A 23371-nucleotide genomic window follows, 5' to 3' on the forward strand; every position below is an offset into this window, starting at 1 on the left:
GCATCAAATGCAGGCTGTTTTGTCGTTTTATCCTTCTTGTACAGCTGCACGCTGTTTGGCGAGACGCGAGTAAATGACGTAGATGACCAGCATCAACACTATAAATAGTGAGGAGTACCGATACATATCCGCATAGCTGGTAACAGAGGCGATAATGCCAAGCAAGAGAGCTCCGATGGCAATCCCGAAATCCAGCGTGTTCAAAAACATGCCATTGGCCAAGCCGCGCTGCGAAGGATGTACGACTTGAATCATCCAGGTCTGGAAGGTTGGCTGAAGTGAGCCATAGCCTAATCCAAACAAGAAAGCGGCAAAGAATAGACTGAGCGTAGAGCTTGTAAATGATAGAATAACGAGTCCGACAATAATGAGTATAGAACCGGGAATAATGAGAGCACCATGTCCTTTTGAATCATATATTCGGCCTGCAATCGGTCGAATCAACAAGATTGCTATGGCGTTAAATAAAAAGAACAGCGCCGGGTTAGCAATCCCTTGCTCTGCCCCGAAGATCGCAATGAAGCCGACCAAGCCTCCATAGGATACGGCCATGAGTCCGTTAAGTATAGACGGAATGACAAGTGCGGAGTTGAAGCCTTTCTTCTCAGGCACAGCGAATGGATTGCTTACCGGCTGCGGCTTTTTCACTTTTTTGGAGGTGAGCATATAACTAAGCGGGACAATGACAACAATAATAATTGCAGTGGACCAGGTCAGCAGTCCAAATCCGTAAGAGTTAAGCAGTGACAAGCCGACAATGGGCCCGATGGACATCGCGAGACTCGTAGACAGACCGAAGTAACCCATTCCCTCTCCCATCCGTTTTACAGGAATAATATCCGAGGCCATCGTAGGGAAGGCGGTGCTGCTCATACCGAAGCCAACGCCGAACACCATGCGCAATACGAGCAGAGTTCCCATGATGGCTGCAAAATGATAGCCAAGAGTAGCGAGCAAAGCTACGAGAATCCCAAAGTAGATCATCGAGTTGCGCTTTCCTTTTTCTAACTGCTTGGCAGCGAAGATTCTCGCGATAATCGCGCTGAGGGCAAACAGGGTGGTAAACAGGCTGACTTGAAAGGAATTTGCGTTGAATTCGCCCTGCACATAAGCCGGCAGGGTAGAAATGATCATATGTAGCTGTAGAAACAGCAGAAAATTACACAGTGTTAAAATAACGAATTCCTTCGTCCATAATTTCGTTTGTTCATGCTGCATGTGTTTTTTTAATACTCCTTCTGTGTTCAATAATAAAATGCGGTAGCTATCATTACTTTGTTTGCGATTCCTTCTCTAGAACCGTATCAAGATAAGATCCCATCTCGGATAGCACCTTCCAGAAAACATCCATGTCTTCCTTTGGTATAATCTGAGCAATGTCTTCATTAAATTGGTTCTCTAGTGGCACTAAGGTGCCGGAGAGATCTCTGCCGAGATCCGTCAGAAACAGCTCGAAGGCTCGGCGGTCCTTTTGGCTAGGCTTGCGTATGATCAGCTTCTTCTTTTCCAGCATATCCAGTATTCTTGTGGTGGTGGGTTGATCTTTATAGGCTTTTACAGCGATTTCGCGCTGATTCAGGCCCTCGTTCATGTAAATTTGCAGCAGCACAGACCACTGCTCTGTTGTGATGTCATAGGCTTTGAGACGCTGTGTCATTACACTAACTGCACGTCTATGAATAACACCGAGCATGAAGCCGATGGAGCGATCAGACAGGGATGTGTTCAATCGAATAGTACTCCTTTCAATGTAAAAACCGTTTTAGTCAATTTGCTTGTCATACTAATATTATTGAATGTAATAATTTCTGTCAATTGCTATTCCAATCTTTTAACGAAAAGAGATCCTTTATATGTCAGCGTGACGAAGAAATGATATATTTAAAATAGTGAACACGAGGGAATTACAGGAGGTGCGGTTATGGAATTATCGAGCAGACAACAGGAAATTATCGATCTGGTCGCACGTTACGCCCCAATCGCAGGTGATCATATTGCAGAGCAGCTCGGTTTAAGCCGTCCTACCATCAGGTCCGATTTGTCTATACTCGTGATGCTTGGATTGTTGGATGCTAAGCCTAAGGTTGGATATACTCTGGGAACGGCAGTAAATGAGCTCAGTCAGATGAATGAACAGATATCCAGACTAACGATTAACGATGTGTTGACACCGCCGCTTCTGATTCAGGAGCATCGTTCGGCATATGATGCAGTTGCCATGTTATTTCAGGAGAATACAGGAACACTGTTTGTAGAGAATGAAAGCCATGATTTTGTAGGGATTGTATCTCGTAAGGATTTGCTCAAAGTAACACTCGGTCATGCAGATTTAAAGAGCATTCCTGTCAGCCTGACGATGACCAGGCGGGCGCAAACCGTTGCACTCACGCCTAATGATCCGGCTATTCTCGCTGCCCAGATGCTGATTCGCTATCAGGTCAATTGTCTACCCGTCATACGTGGTGAAGGAGAAGTAAGAGAATTAGGTGAGCATGAAGTCATTGGGAGGGTATCCAAGACGACTTTGCTCCAGTTGTTCATTGAGCTGGCAGGAGTCTAGCCTGGGGGAGTTAACACATTTCTATCTATCTATTTTGATCTTTTTGTGTACATAAAGGGGGCAGATAAGTGCACTGGATAGCCATGATCACAATGCTGATTGATCATATAGGAGCTGTGTTTTTTCCAGAACACAGCATTCTGCGTATTATAGGAAGGATTGCTTTTCCGGTATATGCATTTTCTATATTTCTTGGTTATAAACATACACGTAATGTGAAGCGTTATACCTTCCGTTTGTTTATTATTGCAGTTGTATCCCAGATTCCGTTTATGGCTGCATTCAACCAATCCACATTAAATGTCGTGTGGACCTTGCTGGCTTCACTCCTTGTACTACAGGCGCTGGATAAAGTGAAGAATGAAATTGCAGCGATTTTTATTGTTATTTCAGCAGGATTCATGATGGAAATATCGACAATGGATTATGGGATCTATGGTTTGTTGCTCGTGCTGATCTATAGGTACACTGAAGGCTTCGTGATGGTGTTTGCACATCTGTTCTTGAATATTATAGATATGCTGCAGTCACAAATTCAGATATGGAGCACGATATCTACTATATTTATTGCCTTCGCCGTGTACAGGGGGGCATCATTCAGATCTTCCGTTCCACGCTGGTTATGGACGATCTTCTATCCTCTGCATCTTGCGATCATAGGAATTGTCCGAATTTATCTAAGATAAGGACGATCATGCTGGTAAGCAGATGGAACAAACCGAGTTATTCCTGTATAATAATGCAAAATGTCAAATCTCAAGACTTATATAAACGTAAGAACATATATTCCATACGTGACATGAATCGGTTACAATAGTATATAAATGCGAACAAGATTGGGAGTTGAGCTCAGGGTGGATTTGAAACGTTTAGCTGCAGAGAGAGCAGTAGAGTATGTTAAAGACGGAATGAAGGTTGGACTAGGCACAGGCTCAACGGCTTATTGGGCAATTCAACGCCTTGGCGAGCGGGTAAAGAACGAAGGACTGCAAATTGAAACAGTAGCTACTTCACAAGCATCGGAGGATCAGGCTAGAGAGCTAGGCATTCCGCTCGTCCCGTTCTCCGAAATCGGAAGGCTGGATATTACCATTGATGGAGCAGATGAAGTTGATGGACGTCTGAATCTGATCAAAGGCGGCGGCGGTGCGCTATTGCGCGAGAAGATTGTTGCAATGAACAGCCGGCGTCTCGTTATTGTCGTTGACGAAAGTAAAGTAATACATACACTCGGGAAATTCCCACTGCCTGTAGAGATCGTTCCGTTTGCTTGTGAATGGACCTACCATGCACTGGATCAAATGGGCTGCCATCCTGCATGGCGGATGAACGGTTCGGAGAAATACATGACAGACAACGGAAATTACATTGCAGATTGCAAGCTGGGCCGCATCTCTGATGCTGAGGCATTGAACCAGAAGCTCAACATGATTCCCGGTGTCGTTGATAACGGTTTATTTGTAGATATGGCAGATACGATCGTTGTTGCACATGCAGATGGAACGATAGAAATTAAACGCAAGTGAATCCATTTCAAATGAAATAGATTCAAGACAGGAAGGAAATCCATAGACAGGGGGTGATAACTTCATTGTAGCAATGGAGTTTATCAAACTTCATGTGGATTATAGTTACTGGAGGCAAGGTTATGTCTAATATTAGCGATGACAAGGATTTGTCGCTTCAACTATTTGTGGTGCTTGCAAGAGCATACAACTCAGTCACTGCAAGATCCAATCGTGATATTCAAAGCCATGGCTTAAATACGACTGAATTTGGTGTTCTTGATCTTTTGTATCATAAAGGTCCCCAGCCGCTTCAAAAAATTGGGGAAAAGGTCTTAATGTCCAGCGGCAACATTACTTATGTGGTGGACAAGCTTCAGAATAAGAAGCTGCTTATACGCAGAGCCTCTCTGGAGGATCGAAGAGTGATTTATGCGGAGCTAACGGAGGAGGGGACTGCGTTCTTCGAGCAGATCTTCCCTCAACATCACGAAGTCATTATCAGAGCGGAGCAAGGACTCTCGGAGGATGAGAAAAGAGAAGCTATTCGTCTTCTCAAGAAGCTTGGTTTATCAGCAAGCGGTAAGCTGTCAGAAGTAAACGATAGCCTATAGTAGGATGGACCCTGTTCATAGGGTCTGTCCTTTTTGTTATATATGGTGATGCTTGCATGTGTAATCATCTTATGGGACAATCGAGTAATCATGAAGTGCATGAATTTTTGGAGTAAAAGGAGTGCATTCATTTGTACATTGTTCAATCGATTGTCGAGGTTCCAGTTGATAAAGTAGAGGAGGTCGTCGGTCTCTATCAAAACCGAAGCCGCTCCGTGGACAAGGCATCTGGATTTATCTCATTTCAGCTGCTGCAGAACGAATTTAAGCCAGGAGAGCTTACCGTTCATATGACTTGGCAGGATAAGAAGGATTATCTTGCATGGGTGACAAGCTCCGACTTCAAGCGCATTCACGACTTGGAGCGGAAGTATCCGGATCAAGAATTGGCTAACATTAAGCCGACCGTAAAAAGATATACGGTACGAGCAGAATAGTAATCATTTGAATCAATTTCATAAATCATTAAAATGGTGTAATTGAAACTATATATAGACAAACAAAATCATTTTGATCTATATATACCCTTGATTGAAGCAGCTAAAAGTATTTTGAAATTGATTCATATATCATAGAATAATTCAGATAGAATAATCTATTTTATGTAGAAGCACGGAAGGAGCTGCATGGGTTGTGAATTCAATGCAATATGCAGCTGGTGAGGCGTTATTAAAGGATGCTGATAAGCTGGCTGAGCGAATAACCGATAGACAGTATGAGCTGCAGCCTGAGCTAGACCAAAAGTTTGGACAATCTGGACGGATCAGAACGAAGCAGGATTCATTATACAGCTTGAATTTCTTGGCTGAGAGTGTGATGATGAGAAGCCCTGTTCTGTTTACGAATTACGTGTCCTGGCTTAAGACATTGCTTAAAGGTTACCGAGTTACGGATGAAGACATCAGAATTAATCTTTTGCTAATTAAGGAAATGATTGAAGAATATTTTGAATACTCAGACAAGGAGCTTGTTCTGGAATACTTGGAGCTGGGGATGGTAGAGGTGGGATTAGCAGAGCCTGCTCCGCGGTTTGTAAGGGAGGAGCTTCCTTATTACATGGAAGCCAAGCTCTACCTGGATCAGCTGTTGTCCGGTAATCGACTCGCCGCTGCTGCGATTGTTGAAGAAATGGCTAAGGATCATATACCTATTAAAGATATATACACATATATTTTTCAAATGACACAGCATGAAATCGGCAGGCTATGGCAAACAGGTGAAATCACGGTCGCGCAAGAACATTTTTGCACAGCAGCTACACAGGCAAATATTTCGAGGCTGTATCCGTATTGGCTCACGAAATCTGCAAAAGGACATCGTATTGTTTCGGCTTGTGTTGGGAACGAGCAGCATGAGATTGGTCTTCGACTGCTAACGGATCAATTTGAAATGGAGGGGTGGGATACATATTATTTGGGAGCAAATGTACCCAATAATAGTCTCATCGATTCGCTTCTCAAATATAAAGCCGATGTTTTGGCTTTATCTGCAACCATGACATATCATGTGCATCTTGTTAGAGAGCTGATCATACAGGTTCGAAATCATCCGAAGACGGCAGCAGTAAAAGTGTTGGTCGGAGGTATGCCTTTTAATACAGCTTCAATGCTGTGGAAGGAAGTAGGAGCAGACGGATATGCAGAAGATGCGAAAGGAGCCATCGCTCTAGCTAACAAGCTTATATCTGCCAAGTAATACAAGAACCCTTCGTGTCACGATGAACGGATAAAGGAGGGATATGATGAATTCTTATCACGATTTAGAGTTGACTAAACTGCGGCACCTTATTGAGGACCTGAATAAAGAAATCATCCGCAGCAAGGAACAGGAACAGCGGTTGCTCGAACAATTTTCGAGCATGAACAACGAGCTGGTTACACTCCAGCGTGAGCTGACAAAGAACAATATGAAATTAACGGAGGCAAGAGAGGATGCTGTGCATGCCAATGAAGCAAAGACGGAATTTCTTGCTCTTCTGAGTCATGAGTTCAGAACCCCGCTTAATGGAATTTTAGGCATGGCTGAAGTGCTTTCTCTATCGGAGCTATCGGAGGAGCAGAGACAGTCTGTGTCGGTTATTCAGGAATCTTCCCATATACTACTCCATCTTATTAATGACTTGCTGGATCTATCTAAATTAGAGGCTGGCGAAATGAAGCTTAACCCTTCTTCAATGGATCTAAGAGCCATCGTTAAGCATGTAACACTTCTACTATCCCAAAAAGTATCTGACAAAGGTAATCGGATTGTTGCCGATATTGACAGCTCTTTATTCGAACGGTTTGCTGGTGATTCAGCACGGATGACTCAAATACTTACGAACCTAGCGGGCAATGCAAACAAATTTACCAATAATGGTTTGATTCGTATCCGTATCATCGTCTTGTCTCAAACGGAATATGAGCAGAAATTACGTATCGAGGTCACGGATAATGGTATAGGAATATCCCAAGCGGAGCAGGACATGCTGTTTAAGCCTTACTCGCAAACAAGAGAAGGGCAGAAGTCAGAGCATGGTGGAACAGGACTTGGGCTGTCCATTTGCAAATCCTTTGTTGAGCTTATGGGCGGTAAGATTGGTGTAATAAGTGAACAGGATGCAGGCTCAACATTTTGGATTGAAGTCAGCTTCCCATCAGCGAAGGTAACAGGAGAGGCAAGCGATGCTGCGACATATAGTATGCGGCGTACGAATTCGCTGCATAGAGCAGAACAATCTAAAATACAACATCCGATTCTTCTGGCAGAGGATAATGGAATCAACCGCAAAGTCGTGCTCGTGCAGCTAAAAAAGCTGGGCATTACCAATGTGGAGACGGTAGAGAACGGAGAAGCAGCCGTATCAGCATATTTAAGTAAGCCGTACTCGCTTATTTTGATGGATAACCTCATGCCGAAGCTCGGCGGGATTGAGGCAACGGAGAAAATACGCCAAATCGAGCGTGATGAGATGAAGCGTCATACGCCGATTATCGCTCTTACTGGCAATGTGTTTCCGGGCGAGAGAGACAAGTGCATACAGGCAGGTATGGACGATTACATCGCTAAACCGATCTCTCTGGATGCGCTGAAGGAGATTATACAGCGCTGGGTTACAGGCAGAGATGATCAAATCTTAAATCAAGAAACGATGGCTGAGCTGATGGACCTCGGGGATGATCAGGATAGTGAGCTGTTATCGACACTTCTCGAAATGTATCAAAATGATACACCTGACAAAATTAATCGGCTGATCCAATATGTGAAGGACAGAAATTATAGCAGTACAATCGAGGTATCGCATGATTTGAAATCCAGCAGTTTAAGTCTGGGTATCCATTATTTATCTACCTTGTTTGCAGCCATAGAGGAGGCAGCTAAATCAGGCCGTTTGGATTCAATAGATTGCTTGCTAGAGGCACTGATGCCTGCTTATCTGGAAGCGTGCACTGCTATGGAGAAGCACTTGTGATGGAAATTTCATAGCTGAATCAATGAAGGAGGTATTCTTTAGCAGAATGCCTCTTTTTTGATACGCCACAGTATGCACAGCAGAATGCGCTTACTATATCAACAGACATAGGTTGTATAAAAAGAAAAGTCGTTATAGAGTAATCATACAGAAAGAAAGATGGTATGGATAGGAAGGGGAGAGTCTAGAATGTGGTGGATTGTTATTGTTGCTCTAGTTGTCATTGCGATCATGGCGGTAATTGTGTCACACTTTTATAAAATGGCTGTATCACGTGCCCCAAAAGCTTTCTTGGCGGGAAATGCAGATCAGGCAGCCGGTGATCAAGTGGTATCCTCTGGACCCGATTATGCCTGGATCCGTTCACAGAAAAGGGAGGAGCTTGAGCTGACCTCCTTCGACGGATTGAAGCTTAGGGCCACATGGATTGAACCGGAAATTAAGACGAATACAACGGTCATCTTGGCTCATGGCTATACAGGGAGAGGCTATGACATGTCTGCCTTTGCCAAATTCTATGTGGAAGAACTCGGCTATAATGTGCTGATGCCGGATGATCGTGGACATGGGGCGAGTGAGGGGAACTATATCAGCTTTGGATGGCATGACCGACTGGACTATATCGACTGGATGCAGGTAGTTATTATGCGGACAGGTGTAGACAGCGAGGTCATCCTGCATGGCATATCCATGGGTGCAGCAACCGTACTGATGGCAAGTGGGGAGAAGCTGCCTCCGCAAATAAAGGCGATTATAGCGGATTGTGGATATACCTCTGTTCATGCGGAATTAACTTATCAATTGAAGCAAATGTTTAAGCTGCCTCCATTTCCATTTATTCCGCTGACAAGCTTATACACTAAGCTGAAATCAGGCTACGGCTTTAAAGAGGCGTCTGCTCTGGAGCAAGTGAAAAAAACTCAACTGCCTGTACTATATATTCATGGGGAAGAGGATGATTTCGTACCTACCTCCATGGTGTATGAGCTATATGAACATAGCGGTGGAGACAAGTATTTGTTCACCGTTCCCCATGCCGCGCATGGAACCGCATTTGTTATAGACCCGGATGGTTACAAGCAGGCCGTACGTGAGTTCTTGACAAAGTATTTGGAGATAAATGAACAGGCTGGATAAACAGAGAGGGATTACGATGAATCAAAATCGGAGTTGTCCGGGATGCGGGGAGCCACTTGGCGACCATGTCTTTAAGTGCAGGAATTGCGGTGAACTGGCCGTCAAGAAACAACGGTCACTGGATATGAATGAGCTGCCCGGAGAAGATTTATTCTATGTGGACAAATATTCGGCTGTTCTGCTCGTTATAATAACGTTTTTCTTGTCACCAATTGCCATCCTAATCGGCACGTTTCTCTTGTTCCATGACGATGAATATCGCCGGGACGTAGGCCAGATGATGGTAACCGGAGGACTGATCGCTACTGTGGTTTGGGCTATCGTTTATTTTGGCTGGCTTTCGTAGGGTGGATATTTTTCCATGCTGAATGAGAAGTCTTTGAATGGGTTAAAGAGTAAATACATCCTACAATGAATGATTAACGGAGGTATCTACTCGATGAATAGACAATTTGAAGAAGCTCGTAAAATGGAAGAGAATTACCATAAACAATTTTATCAAGAGCATGATATTTATGAAGAGGGAACTTGGATGGCCGGTCCGATGCCAATTGTAATGGAAAGTCTTGCGCGCTTAATGCGTGTGAAGCAGGATGTGACCATACTTGACCTTGGAGCTGGTGCGGGAAGAAATACGATTGCGATGGCGGAACAGCTCAAGGGAACGAATAGTGAGCTGATCGCTGTTGATTTACTGGAAGAGGCTATTCATAGTCTCGTTGATCATGCCAAGGAATATAAGGTAGACCATATGATATCGGCAGAGCAAGCAGATATAGAGCATTATGATATTGCGTACAATCGGTACGATTATATTGCGGCGTGTTCCTGTCTTGAGCATGTGTCTTCCGAGGAGGCGCTGCGCACCGTGATTCAGAGAATGAAGGAAGGCACGAAGCTCGGCGGGATTAATCTCATTACGATGAGTACGAATGTAGAGGAAGTGTCATTGCAGGATCATAAGCCGAGAGAACCTTTGATTGAACTAAACCTGCCTACTTTGCATGCAGAAGAATTGCTTGCAGATCAATATAAGGATTGGGAGATATTGTTCACTGAGCGTGTAACACAAGCCATTCCTGAACAGAAATATGATGAGCCCACTGAATTTCGCTGTCAACTGATCCGTTTTGCAGCCCAGAAGCGGTCAGAATAAATCCTATTCTGAATTGTAAAAAAAGTGCAAACTATTCATTGAATGCCTATGAACATATAGACTATAATTTATAGAGCAAGGAGGGAATTATGAATATAAGCTATGAAGAGCAGCTATATCAGATCATGAAGGATGTCCAGGTGATGGATGATCTAAAGCGTGTTCGTGAATTAAGGCTTCCCGAGGGATGTATCGCTGCAGGATATATCCGCAATCGTGTTTGGGATGTACTGCATGAATACAAACAATATACACCTCTTCATGATATTGACGTCATCTACTACGACCCTGATCAGACAGATGATTGGATAGACAAGCAGTATGAGAAGCAGCTTGAATCCGGCCAGATCAGGCGCAACTGGCAGGTCAAGAATCAAGCCTACATGCATGAATATAACAATCGGACGACTCCATACCAATCAGTAGAGGATGCTATGAGGTATTGGCCTGAAACCGCAACTGCCGTGGCGATCAGACTGAATGATCAGGATGAGATGGAGATAGTCAGCCCATTTGGTCTTCAAGATCTGTTTGAAATGAACGTCAGGCAAAGTCCCTATTTCCTCCATACCGGGCTGTTTAAGCAGCGAGTGTTTGAGAAGGAGTGGCTGGATCACTGGCCTTTATTAATTTTGCACGGCTGAGTAGATGCAATATAGCAAAAGCAAACCCACCTATAAGAAAGACTAGAGAGAAATAGCAATATTAAAAAAGGGGAAAAGTGGGGAATTATTATGCCTTGGCCAATGGTTCATTTAACGATTGCCCATCTGGTAAAGCAAGGGCGGCCCTCACCGTCTTTTGTACTTGGCAGTATCGCACCTAACGCTTTTCGAGTACGACAGGGCGCGAATGAACAGATGAAATGGGCAAGTCATTCTTGTCCATCTGAAGGTGTGCTGCCCAGAGTTAGAGATATTCAGCTGTTCCATTCGGCTCATGCAGACCGAAGCTTGGGAGAAGAATACAACGAATATTTATTGGGATATGCCGCGCACTTGTATGCAGATGTAAGGTGGGCAGAAACGGTATACAAAGGGATAGAGAATTACGTACAGCGATTTATTGTTTACCGCTGGTACAGTCAAATTAGATCTTTTCAGAGCTTATACCAGCGTGATGTACTGCAGCTGGAATACATACTAATGGATATACATCCAGAAACTAAGGATTTACTGGAGGCGCTGGAGATCGCTCCGGCGTTGTCTATGGGCGCTCTCGTTAGCATGGACGAAGTCGATGATTACAGGTTTGAGATATTAAGGAAGCTGGAGGAACCTGTTAAGCCCCGTTCCCTTCGGTTCATGGATGTGGAGCGTGTGGAGCAGTTTATTCAGGATACGGCTGAGGAACTGAGCTGGCTGCTCCCCTCCTGGCAAGCGCAGACTGAATATGATCAACATGCTTATCAGGAGGTAATACATGAATAATAGAGCTGACATCGTGATCGGGATCGATGGAGGAGGAAGCTATACAAGAGTGACGGTTGCTGATTTTACAGGACAGATTCTGGCACAGGTGCGCTTAGGCGGCACGAATCGCTTGCATAATATACAGGCGGAAGAGAATCTTCGCACCGGTATTCTAGATGCCTTAGAAGCAGCAGGAAGACAGCTGGATCATGTCGCTTCGATTACGGCCGCACTCGCTGGGATAGATCAGCCTGGAGACGAGAAGTGGGCAATGGAGGTTCTTCAGGAGCTAGGTATCTCCACTCATGGTCAGGTAGTTAATGATACGCTGGCTGCTCATCGTTCCATTTTTTTAGGTCGTCCGGGAATTGTAGCCATCGGTGGAACAGGCTCCCTTATTTTCGGTATTAATGAAGAAGGCAGAATGGTGCGAAATGATGACTTTGCCCACTACGCCCGTGTCGCAGCCCGATTCATAACCTATGAAACGGTCTATGCAATCATCTCCGGCTATTATGAAGAGGCTGACCTGCCATTGGTCGATCTAGTTCTGCAACATTTAGGATGCTCATCAACACATGAGCTGGCTGAGCTGGCTCTCCGCGGATATGGAGTGGACAAACGCAGCCAGAACCGAATGCTTGGGGATATGGCACATTTCATTACAGAAGCCGCTGACACCGGGAGCCCGCTGGCTGTCAACATATGCAGTGAGGCAGCTAGACAAACAGCCGTCGGCATTCGCCTGATCGCTGCTACCTTCCGTGCTTCTGAAATTCTCGTGTCCTTCAGCGGGAGCTGCATTACTTCATCTTATCTAAAGAAGGCCGTATTGTCACAATTAAATAGCACTACAAAGAACGAGACTGAGCCTGTTTTTGTATACGTTGAACAGAGACTCCCGAGTGATATAGGTGCTGTCATGATGGCCTATGAAGCAGCCGGCAAAATAACAACAGAGTCCATGATGAAGAGGCTTGGACAGCAATATAATTTCTATGAACTTGAAATCTGACGCCAAAAGTCCTAAAGTACGTATAGTTAAGGATATTAGGACAGGAGGATTTTCATTTTGCTAGTTTCTATTAAAGATCGTATAAATGATGTCATCGTAGAGGAGTTAATCGGGTATTCGACACTCCCAGAAGAAGCTCATATTCAAGCAGCACTTGCGATGTATAAAAATAATGATTCCACGGAGCTGCTCGGATTTGAAGATGAAGGTCAGCTCGTTGCACTCATCGGAATTGAGCAGGATGGGAGCAAAGTGATGATCAAGCATTTGGCTGTACTACCCGAGAACCGGGAAAAAGGGTACGGCCGCGGTATCATCTCAGAAATGATCAGCAGATATCAGCCTGAGACGGTTATTGCGGAAACGGACGAAGAAGCGGTAGATTTTTATCGCAATGTGGGCTTTGTTGTGTACAGTCTGGGAGAGCAGTATCCTGGGGTTGAACGCTTCCGCTGTGTCTTTGAGACAGAGGAAGAGGAATAAGACTGCTTGCTGGCAGAAGCGTGAGCAGTGCTGAAGGATAACTCACAAGCGAGGAGCAGAGTATATTGTCAACAACAGTGTACAGAATCATAGGTTTGTTGCTAGGTCTAGCTGTTCCATTTTTAATATTGTGGCTGAAGCTTATTATGTTCGTACTCTTTCTTGCCATTGTGTATGCTGAATTGCGCAAAGTAAAATTTCCTCAGAGCGGTGTTTATTTTATCGGGGGCATGCTGATCGGAAGTATTGCTGCTTATTTTATTTAAGTTCTATATTCATCAATCCGTTTCATAATAAGAGAACACATACTGAACGTTTCGGAGCCTTCATTCGATTCGTAGTATGTGTTTTTTTGTGAGAAGGGAGCCTTCTCAAGGACAACTTGCCGTGCCAAATGCCTGAATTCCTCCATAAACTAAAATAGATCGGCAGCAAAATAAAAGGAGGGAAATCATATGGTGTACCGATATTTAGCCCTAGGAGATTCACTCACTGTTGGAATCGGTGCATTGTTTGGCAGCGGATTTGTACCTCTCTATCGAAAAAGACTAGAATATCATTTAGGCAGCATGGTGCTTGTCAGCAATAGAGGCGTGAACGGATTAACCTCACAGGGACTGTTGTCCATGGTAAAATATAATGAGCACGTGCGCTATCTGATTAAAGAGGCAGATGTGATTACGATTTCGATAGGCGGCAACGATCTGATTCGGGCAGCGCGTTATGCTAAGGGGAATTTGCTCTCTCCTGTGCTAATTGAAACGCTTGAGTCTTGTGAGAAGTATGTCTCTGAAATTATTTCTGAGATTCGACAGCTCAAAAAGAAATCGCATCCCTACTTTATTCGTCTGATCGGACTGTATAATCCAATGCCGCGAAGTGAAGCAGCTTATCAATTTGTGAAGCAGTATAATGAATTTTTACTAGGATTTACGAGCAAGAATATCGCCGCAGCTCCGTTATTACATGCTTTTCAGGGAAGAGAGCGCGAGCTGCTGTTTATTGATCAGGTGCATCCGAGCAGCAAGGGCTACCGTGTAATCGATGACCAGCTTGCTAGACTGGGCTATGAACCTTTAGCATCGATAGGAAATGCAAGTGTTCGAAGAAAATAATAACAGAAAAGGGGAATACAGGTATTACAGCTTGTGTTCCTCCCTTTAGAAGCGTCTGAACATAAGGAGAGATGGATGCATGAGTGTTGACGAGTATACACAGGATGATGAGGTGTATATCCTTCAGGACATCAGGAATAGCTATTTTCCAGGACCCTATGAAGCAGCAGAGCTAAGCATAAGCCGACTTCGTGGTGGAATGAACAATTCATCCTATCAGTTACGAATCCGGAACCAAGGGTATGTGCTCAGGCTGTATGAATCACATCAGGATCAGGATAAGGTGCTGTATGAGCATGCGGTGCTGGATTCACTATTACGAACGGAGAGAGGATTTGAGATTCCTGAATTAGTACATACCCTGCAAGGGAATACGATGACTTATTGTAATGGTAGAATCGCCGCTCTATTTCGATATAAAGAGGGCCGGAATCCAGAGCTTAACGAACCTCAGCAGTATGAACAGCTCGGTAAACAGGTGGGGCAGCTCTCTGCTGCCTTATCGAGAGTAGAATTGCCCCAGGCCCCCATATACCCGCCTTACTATAGGCTTGATATTTCCTATCCGGAATGCCCGCCAGCATATCTGCTCTCTTTTCTCAATCAGCCTGATCCGGTCTTTCAGCATCAAGCTCGACAAATGAAGGAGATGGCAGAGCCTGTTGCACAGCTATTTGAAGCCCTTCGTTCCATCGATCAGCTGCCGCATCAAATCGTTCATGGTGATATGAATGCTTCTAACGTACTGGAGAATGCTCAAGGTCAAATTTATGCGATTCTGGATTTTGAATTTGCGACGCGTGATGTGAGAGTGATGGAGCTGGCTGTTCCACTATCGGATATGTTGAGCCATGAAGAGGAGAAGATGTGGGAGAAATGTATTGCACTCATATCTGGCTTCACTTCAGTGATTGAGTTAGAGAAGGACGAGAGAGCGGTTATACCGCTGCTGATTCTGCTTCGCCGGCTCGATGTTGTAATGCACTTCATATCCAGGTGGCGAAAGGGCATAGACCCACCTTCTGTAGTTGAACGGCAATTGGAGGAGCTGTTTGTACGTATGAAATGGATGGACAAGCACAGAGATCAACTGGCAAGCATTTTGAATCCATCCAAATAGATAATAAAACAGCTGTATTCCACGATTATGGAGTACAGCTGTTTGTGTAGGGTATAGAACATTTACCTATAAAGTGCAATGAATTAGTTCATCATTTTGCGGAACAGGCTGCGTACCGCCCAGCGGCGTTCTTGGCGCTTCTTGTACTTCGGCAGGGATCGATAGACCAGAATGGACTGATTGAAGGCCTCCTTGGCTTCAGCTGGCTGCCCTAGCGCACGATAGACCAGGCCAAGATAGTAATACGATTCGCTGGAAGAAGAGGAGATTTCCTGGAATTGTTCTACATAGCGAAGGGCCTTGCTGTGGTCTCTGTCTCTATAGGCAGATGCAAGCCGCAGATAAGGCTGCCCGTATTTTACTCTTGGGTTGATCTCAAGGGCTCTAAGAATATTCTGTTCTCCAGATTCAAGCTGCCCGAGATGAAGCTCGGTCGTTCCTAGTGCATCCCAATATTCAGCCGAATGCTCATAGGCGCCTTCGATGGATCGCAGCAGCTCATTCGCCTCTTTAAACTTTTTGCGTTCAATGAGTAGTCTCGCCAGATCAAGCTTTGCCGTCACATCATTTGGGTTCATCGCGATTTGCTGGCGGTTTTTGGATATATTCCGCATTCGTTTATACGGCTTGGTCAGGCTTGGGAACACACCGACAAATCTGCGATCTAGAAAGTAAATGATGAGCAGCAATACAATAATAGCAACGAATGGGTTGCCGAAAAGGTAAAGCAGAAGTCCAAAACCTAAGATTTTGCTCATAAATCTCCTCCGTATAATTTCTATCTAATCTACTGTTATGACGAACTGATGGCATTGCGAACCGCAAGGATGTAACGTGACTGATCTCGTGGATCAACCCCCCGTCTTTTCCGAGTGGCCGAGATACCTTCGGGGCATGCCTGATAACCTGCATAGCTCGTCGTCATGATTCCGCTGCCCTTCGTCTCTGATCGAAGCTGCACCGGATAATTCAGGGATGTAGCTACAGGGATAATACCTTCTACGGTGCATCGTCCGTGTGCAATATAAGGAGCTTCAAACACGGCCCGCATATGAACCAGTTCACTAAGGACCTTACCGCCGTTCTCTTCCGGCACGATAATTCGAAAGTGCTGCATCGGCTCAAGCAGCGTCGTTCTCACTTGATCTAATCCATCCATAATGCCCATGGGAGTTGCGACTACAAAATCGAGCGGATGCGTGTGCCACACATGATGCTCTCCATAGGTCAATACGACCTCAAGATCGGTTACTTCCCAGCCATACAATCCTTGCTCAAGCGCTTCTGGCACACGGCGTGCCACTTCATTCTGATAGCGCTCCAATAGATGGTCATAACGAACCTCTGAGCGATAGACTAGACCACTGCCTCGGGGAAGAGGCCGAATGGCAAACCGAAGTACAGCCCAGCAAGGCTTAGGCATGGTATAGGCGATGTAGCCTTCGCCTTCAGCTGCTGGCGTTTCTTTATAGATAACAGATGGTGGATCAAATGTGACAGCAAGCCCGAATCTGCTCAGCAAAATGCTCTCCAGGATCTCGAGCTGTATCGATCCCATTACTTTCAGATGCAGCTCCCGTTCATCCTTGAGCCATGTCAGGCCGAGCAGCGGGTCCTCATCCGTTAATTCCTGGAGGGCTGCGATGAGGGAGGGATACTGTGCAGCATCCTTGCAGTGCACTTGAACAGTGAGCAATGGGACCGCCATTCCTGGCAGTGGAGGAACGTATGCCTCACTCCCAATGATGTCTCCAATCTGCGCTTCATGAAGACCGTAGACCGCTGCTATATCCCCTGCTTCAAATTGGCCGAGGTCGATCGCTTTTCGTCCTTCGAGTTTGCGGATTTGGGTTACTTTCTCCTCCAGACCCCGATTCATAATGGTGACGGTATCCCGGGTATGTAATTTCCCATTATAGAGTCGAATATAGACGGCTCTTCCCATTGATTTATCCCGTTCTACTTTGAAGACAACACCCGAGAGAGGGCCATCCGCATTGCCGGCTGGTCCAGGCAGATAATCGATGATGGCTTCCATTAATTCTTGAATTCCGATTCCTTTTTGAGACGAGCCAAAACAGACAGGAAAAGCATTCCCATGTCTTGCTTCCGCTGCGATCCGGTCGTGGAGCTCATTCCGGGAAATATCTTCACCTTCAATGAATCGTTCTAGAAATTCCTCATCCTGATCAGCCAGCCATTCAGCAATGATGTTATGCTCCTCACGAGCGTCAATTCCATCTGCAGTGAAGATGGATACCGCATCACTCAGCACCTCTTGATCGAACTGAATCTGCTGAACAGGCAAGGCCGCGGGAGATAAGAGTGAAGTTATATTGTTCATGATATCCGTTACAGAAATATCCGGCCGATCCATTTTGTTTACATAAATGATAGTAGGTATATGTAGCTTGCGAAGTGCTTTCCATATGGTTTCCGTCTGTGCTTGTACCCCGTCTGCAGCGGATATGATCAGGGTGGCACCATCCATAACCCGGAGACTGCGTTCCACCTCAGATATAAAGTCTATATGACCAGGCGTATCTACTAAATTCACTGTACAATTCTTCCATACAAAAGAGGTAGCCGCAGCCTTGACAGATATTCCTCTTTGCTTTTCGATGTCCAGCGAATCGGTGAATGCTGTTCCTTCATTTACACTGCCCAGCGCACGGATAACTCCGCTTTGATACAATATTTGCTCGGTTGTCGTCGTTTTACCTGCGTCGACGTGCGCGAAAATACCAACATTACGATGATGTTTAGCCACGATTAAACCCCTCAGTATTTCAGCCCTAATGCATCAGCTATTTTTATAAACGTAATTATACCACAGCAGTTTGACAATGAGAGGCTCTAATCTTGCAGACAACCTTTCATGTGCTCAGGACTTGGCTTCAATAAACCCGAAGTGGTATGCTTAAGGGCAGGATATCGATGAAATACGAATGATGAGCTGGATAAGGAGAATGGAACAGTGAGTATAGAACGAGTTGCCAAACAGATTGAATTTATTCGCGAGATTGATGAGCTTAAGCATGTGCTTCGCCAGTCCTATCTGATGAACGGGTCACGGCGGGAGAATGATGCAGAGCATACCTGGCATATCGCTGTCATGGCTCTTCTCTTGAAAGAGCACGCAATCGATGATCAACTGGATCTGAAGAAAGTAGTTCATATGCTGCTGATTCATGATCTGGTAGAGATTGATGCAGGAGATACCTTCGCTTATGATGTCAAAGGCTATGAGGATAAATGGGACAGAGAGGTAGCGGCAGCCAAGCGGATCTTTGGTTTACTTCCTGCCGAACAAGCAAGCGAGTGGATGAATCTGTGGCTTGAATTTGAAGAAGGGCTGACGAATGAAGCCAAATATGCTGCGGCTATGGATCGTCTTCATCCGGTGCTGCATAACTTCTATACGGAAGGCAAAGCATGGAGAGCACATCAGGTATCCGTCAGCGCAGTTAAAGCACGTGTTGCAGTCATAGCAGAAGCCTCTCCTGTACTTGCTGAATATGCAGCGAGCCTGCTTGAGCAGGCAGTAGAAAAAGGATACTTATTGCCCTGAATAGGCTGCATATTCACAAAAAACTGATTGCATGTGATGAAAGTCGTTCTGATAAAAAGTCCAGGAGAAGTAGAGTTTTGCTTCCTCCGGACTTTTTCTTTATAAACTGCCTCCTCTCGCAAAGGTACGAGTTGGTTAAATCGTTGTGACAACAACGTCACGAGTATCTACATCCGTACACTTTTACGATAGTTCGCAGGCGTCATTCCTGTATGCTTTTTGAACATGCGGTAAAAGTGAGGAAGACTGTCAAACCCGCAGCTCTCGGCAATAACGGCCATCGTATGATCGCTATGCATCAGCTGTTCCTTGGACAGGATAATCCGTCTTGCACAGATGTAGTCTGTCGGCGTCATTCCCGTAAATTGCTTAAATACGCGGCTGAAATGAGCGGGCGACACCGAAGCCTCTTTAGCCAAATGGGCAAGCGAGACCTTGTCACGCAGCTTGTGCTCTATAATGGATAAAGATTGGGTAAGCCATTCAGGGCCCGACATGATCGCTGGTGATTGATCCGTTACGAAGCTGAGCCGGGTTAAGTAGATGAGCAGAAGCTGCAAATGAAGGAGCGTGGAGTAAGAACGCATGGGCTTACGACTGTTCATTTCGGTATAGATGTGATCGATGATTTGACCTACATCGTCCAGCTCCTGCCTGCTGAATTGCCGCTTATAAATTTTGGATTGGCGGTGCCTCTCAAATAGCAGCAGAGTTGAGATAGCTTCATTTCCCATGCCTTGAAACAATGCAGGGCTGATATAGAAGGCGGTGGAAGTTAGAAGATTATCCGGATCAGGAAAAATTCGATGAATGGTATTTCCTGGAATCATAATCAGGTCACCTGGCTCCATATCTAGGCTCATATGATCGATAAATATTTTGCCCCGTCCTTGATGAACACAGATCATTTCATGCCAATCATGGAGATGGTCGGGAAGTTCGTGCTCATAGGGCTTGGTCTCATAATAGAGCATTCGGAAGGGCAGCTCGATATCAGAGGGAATGCGAGTATCAACAGGTGCGTTCAGTGAGTTACGCATAGGGGATCGCCTCTTTTTCGTAAATATCAAATGAGAGTACTTTTTTATCAAAATCGGCAATTTCACTTCTTTATATTGATGATACAATGAACAGTATCAGGAAACAATATGTCATTGATTAGAGGAGAAATGAAGCATGGCGGTAAGCAATGATCTCCCTAGACTGGGACGGAAGCTGGAAGGAATAACCGACAGCGCGAAGCTGGCTAAATTTCAAGAGATGCCGGTGAAGGTGCTTCAGATCGGGGAAGGAAATTTTTTGCGGGGATTTTTTGATTGGATGATTTATGAAAGCGCTGCACAAGGGTGGTTTGAAGGCAGTGTTGCCGTAACACAGCCGAGAAGATCGGGTCGTCACAAGCTGCTGAACATCAGAGAGCAGGATGGTTTATATACGCTGCTGACCCGAGGTATAGAGAACGGAGCAGCGGTAGAGCGGGAAGTTATCATTCCTGTGCTGTCACATATGATCGATCCTTACGAGGAATGGAATGAATTCCTGGCTGTGGCTGAAGGACCAGAACTGGATATCGTTGTGTCCAACACGACGGAAGCGGGTCTTGTGTATGAGAAGTCAGAGTACTATGAAGGTACGCCAGTGAATTCATTTCCCGGGAAACTAACCGTATTCCTGCATCATCGCTTTCAACATTTTCAAGGGGATCCCGCCAAAGGATTAATTCATCTCCCGTGCGAGCTGGTTGAAGGCAACGGTGATTTGTTGAAATCCTACGTACTGATGCATAGTGAAGATTTCGGATATTCGGAGGAGTTTCGCGATTGGGTCAAGAGCAGCAATCATTTTCTGAACAATCTCGTTGATCGTATCGTTACAGGTGCACCCTCAAAGTCTGAAATTGATGATATCGAAGAGCGGTTAGGGTATAAGGATTCGCTGATTAACAGTGCGGAGCCTTATCACTTGTGGGCAATCCAAGGAGACCGCTCGCTTGCCGACAAGCTTCCGCTGGCACAGGCAGGACTTAATGTGCACTTTACCGATGATTTGAAGCCGTATCAGCTTAGAAAAGTCCGTATCCTGAATGGTGCTCATACGCTCATGACACCGCTCGGTATTTTGCAGGGCAAGCGCTTCGTTCGGGAAACGATGGAGGATACTCAGCTTGGTGAATGGGTGCGGACAGCCGTGTATGAGGAGGTCACGCAAGCGCTGGATCTTCCGCTAGAGGAGCTGCATGTTTATGCGGGTGAAGTGTTTGAACGATTTATGAATCCATACATTGATCATCGACTGCAGGACATTATGCTGGGCAGCTTGAGCAAGTTTAAAGTTCGCTTGATGCCAACGATGCTGGATTACTACCGCAAGAACGGCGTGCTTCCAAAACGGATTGTGACAGGCTTTGCCGCTTTGCTTCGATTGTACCAGACAGTGAAGACAGAGGAAGGATTCAAGACGGTAACCTATAGCGGTGAGTCTGTACTGCTTAAAGACAATGAAGCGCATCTTGAGGTACTGGAGAGACATTGGGCAGAGCTAGGGCAGGGTAAAACTCTTGATCGTGTGATCACTCAGATCCTGGCAGAGGAAACGATCTGGGGACAGGATTTATCCTTGCTGCCTGGACTTACCGAGAGTATATGTGAATCGATAAGAGAATGGGAAGGGGAACAGGTATGAGCACCATTCATCGAACACAGGACTTCACCATCATTCGGGAGAAAGATGATGTAATTATTGCTCTTCGTGATTATAAAAAGGGAGAAGTGATTGAACGGAATTCTTCCTCAACCATAACTTTGACTGAAGACATTCCGAAGGGTCACAAAATTGCTGCCCGGCAGATCCTGGCAGGGGAGAATGTACTCAAATACGGCTACTCTATCGGCGTGGCCAAAGAACAAATCTTGCCAGGCAGCTGGATTCATACTCATAATCTCGCAACCGGTCTATCTGGACTCCTCGAATATGAATACGAAAAAACCGAGCCAGAAGCGCTTCCCGCACCGCCTGCTCATCTCCTGACGTTCGACGGTTATCTGCGTCCGAACGGCGAAGCCGGAATTCGAAATGAGATCTGGATTATTAATACGGTCGGCTGCATTAACAAGGTATGTGAAGCATTGGCCCGGATGGGAGAAGGCGAATTCAAGGGACGTGTTGACGGAGTATATCATTTTCCTCACCCCTTTGGCTGCTCACAGCTTGGCGATGACTTGAAGTATACACAGCAGCTCCTTGCTTCACTCGTTGTACACCCGAATGCTGGAGGGGTGCTCGTTATTGGTCTAGGCTGTGAGAACAATCAGGTCGATGATTTCAAGTCGTTTATTCCTGCGGAGTATCATCATAAAGTGCGTTTTCTCAAAGCACAGGAAACGGATGATGAGCTGAGCGAAGGCATGAGATTAATTGAAGAGCTGGTCGAGCAGGCCGAGCATACACGTCGTGAGCCGCTGCCGTTATCCAAGTTGAAGATCGGTCTCAAATGCGGTGGCTCGGATGGCTTCTCCGGTATTACGGCCAATCCCCTCGTTGGTGTCGTATCTGATCTGCTTGTAGCAGCAGGAGGCACGGCTATTCTAACAGAGGTTCCTGAAATGTTCGGAGCGGAGACCATCCTGATGAACCGTGCTGCAAACCAAGGGGTATATGATGAGCTCGTTAAGCTGATCAATGGGTTCAAGCAGTATTTTGTAAACCACGGTCAGAACATTTATGAGAATCCCTCTCCAGGTAATAAAGCAGGGGGTATTACTACTCTGGAGGAGAAATCACTTGGTTGTACTCAAAAAGGCGGGCGCTCAGAAGTGGTAGATATTCTGTCTTATGGAAACAGGACGACTAAGCCAGGGCTTAACATTGTTGAAGCTCCCGGCAACGACCTGGTCTCCGTTACGGCACTATCCGCAGCGGGTGCGCACATCGTTTTATTCACGACAGGCAGAGGGACGCCGTTTGGCGGACCTGTACCTACGGTGAAGATCGCAACCAATTCCGACCTGGCTCGCAGGAAGAAGCACTGGATTGATTATAATGCAGGGCAGCTGCTCGAAGGGATCAGCATGGATGATGCAGCTGTTCAGCTGTTAAGCCAGCTCGTGGATATTGCATCCGGTCGTGCAGAGACAAACAGTGAGCAGCACGGTTTCCGTGAAATTGCCATATTTAAGGACGGCGTAATCCTGTAGCACATCGGTGGATTCATCAAAAATAAGCTTCCGGCTGTT

Annotated in this window: 25 protein-coding genes; 20 read left to right on the forward strand and 5 right to left on the reverse strand. The window is 45.5% G+C overall.

Annotation, left to right across the window (positions count from 1 at the left end; genetic code table 11):
- Positions 1–27 precede the first annotated feature (27 nt).
- Positions 28–1218, reverse strand: a complete 1191-nt coding sequence (locus PUW25_RS09115; RefSeq protein ID WP_047909797.1) for an MFS transporter — start codon at positions 1216–1218, stop codon at positions 28–30.
- Between the two features lie 52 nt (positions 1219–1270).
- Complete coding sequence (locus PUW25_RS09120; RefSeq protein ID WP_052511664.1) at positions 1271–1729, reverse strand: MarR family winged helix-turn-helix transcriptional regulator; 459 nt, start codon at positions 1727–1729, stop codon at positions 1271–1273.
- Between the two features lie 192 nt (positions 1730–1921).
- Between PUW25_RS09120 and PUW25_RS09125 the strand changes: the two genes are divergently transcribed.
- The 17 genes from PUW25_RS09125 (at position 1922) to PUW25_RS09205 (ending at position 15568) form a co-directional block, all read left to right on the forward strand.
- Positions 1922–2560, forward strand: a complete 639-nt coding sequence (locus tag PUW25_RS09125; protein ID WP_052511662.1) for a CBS domain-containing protein — start codon at positions 1922–1924, stop codon at positions 2558–2560.
- A 68-nt stretch (positions 2561–2628) separates the two neighbouring features.
- Positions 2629–3246 (forward strand): TraX family protein, encoded by a 618-nt coding sequence (locus PUW25_RS09130; protein WP_047909795.1) that lies wholly within the window; start codon positions 2629–2631, stop codon positions 3244–3246.
- Positions 3247–3414: 168 nt separating this feature from the next.
- Positions 3415–4086, forward strand: a complete 672-nt coding sequence (rpiA, locus tag PUW25_RS09135) for a ribose-5-phosphate isomerase RpiA (RefSeq protein ID WP_047909794.1) — start codon at positions 3415–3417, stop codon at positions 4084–4086.
- Between the two features lie 122 nt (positions 4087–4208).
- Entirely contained in the window at positions 4209–4679 is a 471-nt protein-coding gene (locus PUW25_RS09140; RefSeq protein ID WP_047909793.1) for a MarR family winged helix-turn-helix transcriptional regulator, read from the forward strand.
- A gap of 131 nt (positions 4680–4810) precedes the next feature.
- Positions 4811–5116 carry an antibiotic biosynthesis monooxygenase family protein gene (locus tag PUW25_RS09145; RefSeq protein ID WP_047909792.1) on the forward strand — a complete coding sequence of 102 codons (306 nt, stop codon included), beginning with the start codon at positions 4811–4813 and terminating at the stop codon, positions 5114–5116.
- Between the two features lie 205 nt (positions 5117–5321).
- Complete coding sequence (locus PUW25_RS09150; RefSeq protein ID WP_047910209.1) at positions 5322–6374, forward strand: cobalamin B12-binding domain-containing protein; 1053 nt, start codon at positions 5322–5324, stop codon at positions 6372–6374.
- A gap of 46 nt (positions 6375–6420) precedes the next feature.
- Complete coding sequence (locus PUW25_RS09155; RefSeq protein ID WP_274338593.1) at positions 6421–8130, forward strand: ATP-binding protein; 1710 nt, start codon at positions 6421–6423, stop codon at positions 8128–8130.
- A 189-nt stretch (positions 8131–8319) separates the two neighbouring features.
- A complete protein-coding gene (locus PUW25_RS09160; RefSeq protein ID WP_047909790.1) occupies positions 8320–9267 on the forward strand; it encodes an alpha/beta hydrolase in 948 nt (315 codons plus the stop codon).
- Positions 9268–9283: 16 nt separating this feature from the next.
- Entirely contained in the window at positions 9284–9613 is a 330-nt protein-coding gene (locus PUW25_RS09165) for a hypothetical protein (RefSeq protein WP_152557587.1), read from the forward strand.
- Between the two features lie 93 nt (positions 9614–9706).
- Positions 9707–10423: a class I SAM-dependent methyltransferase gene (locus PUW25_RS09170; RefSeq protein ID WP_205053384.1), complete on the forward strand. Its 717-nt coding sequence runs from the start codon at positions 9707–9709 to the stop codon at positions 10421–10423.
- Positions 10424–10512: 89 nt separating this feature from the next.
- Entirely contained in the window at positions 10513–11067 is a 555-nt protein-coding gene (locus PUW25_RS09175; protein WP_274338594.1) for a nucleotidyltransferase family protein, read from the forward strand.
- A gap of 90 nt (positions 11068–11157) precedes the next feature.
- On the forward strand, positions 11158–11853 hold the full coding sequence (locus PUW25_RS09180; protein WP_047909786.1) for a hypothetical protein: 696 nt from the start codon (positions 11158–11160) through the stop codon (positions 11851–11853).
- Positions 11846–12850, forward strand: a complete 1005-nt coding sequence (locus tag PUW25_RS09185; RefSeq protein ID WP_274338595.1) for a BadF/BadG/BcrA/BcrD ATPase family protein — start codon at positions 11846–11848, stop codon at positions 12848–12850. The genes PUW25_RS09180 and PUW25_RS09185 overlap by 8 nt, the downstream gene beginning before the upstream one ends.
- A gap of 57 nt (positions 12851–12907) precedes the next feature.
- The gene (locus PUW25_RS09190) at positions 12908–13333 is read left to right on the forward strand and encodes a GNAT family N-acetyltransferase (protein ID WP_047909784.1); all 426 of its coding nucleotides are present in this window, start codon (positions 12908–12910) and stop codon (positions 13331–13333) included.
- A 65-nt stretch (positions 13334–13398) separates the two neighbouring features.
- Positions 13399–13599, forward strand: coding sequence for a hypothetical protein (locus tag PUW25_RS09195; RefSeq protein ID WP_274338596.1), 201 nt, complete (start codon positions 13399–13401; stop codon positions 13597–13599).
- 189 nt (positions 13600–13788) lie between these two features.
- Positions 13789–14448: a GDSL-type esterase/lipase family protein gene (locus PUW25_RS09200; RefSeq protein WP_274338597.1), complete on the forward strand. Its 660-nt coding sequence runs from the start codon at positions 13789–13791 to the stop codon at positions 14446–14448.
- 79 nt (positions 14449–14527) lie between these two features.
- Complete coding sequence (locus tag PUW25_RS09205; protein ID WP_274338598.1) at positions 14528–15568, forward strand: phosphotransferase; 1041 nt, start codon at positions 14528–14530, stop codon at positions 15566–15568.
- Positions 15569–15651: 83 nt separating this feature from the next.
- Here the strand turns inward: PUW25_RS09205 and PUW25_RS09210 are convergent, their stop codons facing one another.
- Both PUW25_RS09210 and PUW25_RS09215 read right to left on the reverse strand, forming a co-directional pair.
- Positions 15652–16326: a tetratricopeptide repeat protein gene (locus PUW25_RS09210; RefSeq protein ID WP_274338599.1), complete on the reverse strand. Its 675-nt coding sequence runs from the start codon at positions 16324–16326 to the stop codon at positions 15652–15654.
- A gap of 35 nt (positions 16327–16361) precedes the next feature.
- Positions 16362–18338: an elongation factor G gene (locus PUW25_RS09215; protein ID WP_274338600.1), complete on the reverse strand. Its 1977-nt coding sequence runs from the start codon at positions 18336–18338 to the stop codon at positions 16362–16364.
- 207 nt (positions 18339–18545) lie between these two features.
- Here PUW25_RS09215 and PUW25_RS09220 point away from each other — a divergent pair, with 207 nt between their 5' ends.
- Positions 18546–19139: an HD domain-containing protein gene (locus tag PUW25_RS09220; protein WP_047909778.1), complete on the forward strand. Its 594-nt coding sequence runs from the start codon at positions 18546–18548 to the stop codon at positions 19137–19139.
- A 167-nt stretch (positions 19140–19306) separates the two neighbouring features.
- On the opposite strand, the gene PUW25_RS09225 is transcribed toward PUW25_RS09220, so the two are convergent.
- Positions 19307–20179, reverse strand: a complete 873-nt coding sequence (locus tag PUW25_RS09225) for a helix-turn-helix transcriptional regulator (protein WP_052511654.1) — start codon at positions 20177–20179, stop codon at positions 19307–19309.
- A gap of 136 nt (positions 20180–20315) precedes the next feature.
- Between PUW25_RS09225 and PUW25_RS09230 the strand changes: the two genes are divergently transcribed.
- Both PUW25_RS09230 and PUW25_RS09235 read left to right on the forward strand, forming a co-directional pair.
- The gene (locus tag PUW25_RS09230; protein WP_047909777.1) at positions 20316–21821 is read left to right on the forward strand and encodes a tagaturonate reductase; all 1506 of its coding nucleotides are present in this window, start codon (positions 20316–20318) and stop codon (positions 21819–21821) included.
- Positions 21818–23332 carry a UxaA family hydrolase gene (locus PUW25_RS09235; protein WP_047909776.1) on the forward strand — a complete coding sequence of 505 codons (1515 nt, stop codon included), beginning with the start codon at positions 21818–21820 and terminating at the stop codon, positions 23330–23332. The genes PUW25_RS09230 and PUW25_RS09235 overlap by 4 nt, the downstream gene beginning before the upstream one ends.
- Positions 23333–23371 lie beyond the last annotated feature (39 nt).

It is taken from the genome of Paenibacillus urinalis (assembly GCF_028747985.1).
GTDB classification, from domain to species: Bacteria; Bacillota; Bacilli; order Paenibacillales; family Paenibacillaceae; genus Paenibacillus; species Paenibacillus urinalis.

Bases quoted from the DNA above. Each gene is read 5' to 3' on its own strand.
- PUW25_RS09115 (WP_047909797.1), bottom strand. From the start codon at position 1,218: ATGCAGCATGAACAAACGAAATTATGGACGAAGGAATTCGTTATTTTA.
- PUW25_RS09125 (WP_052511662.1), top strand. From the start codon at position 1,922: ATGGAATTATCGAGCAGACAACAGGAAATTATCGATCTGGTCGCACGT.
- PUW25_RS09140 (WP_047909793.1), top strand. From the start codon at position 4,209: ATGTCTAATATTAGCGATGACAAGGATTTGTCGCTTCAACTATTTGTG.
- PUW25_RS09150 (WP_047910209.1), top strand. From the start codon at position 5,322: ATGCAATATGCAGCTGGTGAGGCGTTATTAAAGGATGCTGATAAGCTG.
- PUW25_RS09155 (WP_274338593.1), top strand. From the start codon at position 6,421: ATGAATTCTTATCACGATTTAGAGTTGACTAAACTGCGGCACCTTATT.
- PUW25_RS09160 (WP_047909790.1), top strand. From the start codon at position 8,320: ATGTGGTGGATTGTTATTGTTGCTCTAGTTGTCATTGCGATCATGGCG.
- PUW25_RS09165 (WP_152557587.1), top strand. From the start codon at position 9,284: ATGAATCAAAATCGGAGTTGTCCGGGATGCGGGGAGCCACTTGGCGAC.
- PUW25_RS09170 (WP_205053384.1), top strand. From the start codon at position 9,707: ATGAATAGACAATTTGAAGAAGCTCGTAAAATGGAAGAGAATTACCAT.
- PUW25_RS09175 (WP_274338594.1), top strand. From the start codon at position 10,513: ATGAATATAAGCTATGAAGAGCAGCTATATCAGATCATGAAGGATGTC.
- PUW25_RS09180 (WP_047909786.1), top strand. From the start codon at position 11,158: ATGCCTTGGCCAATGGTTCATTTAACGATTGCCCATCTGGTAAAGCAA.
- PUW25_RS09185 (WP_274338595.1), top strand. From the start codon at position 11,846: ATGAATAATAGAGCTGACATCGTGATCGGGATCGATGGAGGAGGAAGC.
- PUW25_RS09200 (WP_274338597.1), top strand. From the start codon at position 13,789: ATGGTGTACCGATATTTAGCCCTAGGAGATTCACTCACTGTTGGAATC.
- PUW25_RS09205 (WP_274338598.1), top strand. From the start codon at position 14,528: ATGAGTGTTGACGAGTATACACAGGATGATGAGGTGTATATCCTTCAG.
- PUW25_RS09210 (WP_274338599.1), bottom strand. From the start codon at position 16,326: ATGAGCAAAATCTTAGGTTTTGGACTTCTGCTTTACCTTTTCGGCAAC.
- PUW25_RS09225 (WP_052511654.1), bottom strand. From the start codon at position 20,179: ATGCGTAACTCACTGAACGCACCTGTTGATACTCGCATTCCCTCTGAT.
- PUW25_RS09230 (WP_047909777.1), top strand. From the start codon at position 20,316: ATGGCGGTAAGCAATGATCTCCCTAGACTGGGACGGAAGCTGGAAGGA.
- PUW25_RS09235 (WP_047909776.1), top strand. From the start codon at position 21,818: ATGAGCACCATTCATCGAACACAGGACTTCACCATCATTCGGGAGAAA.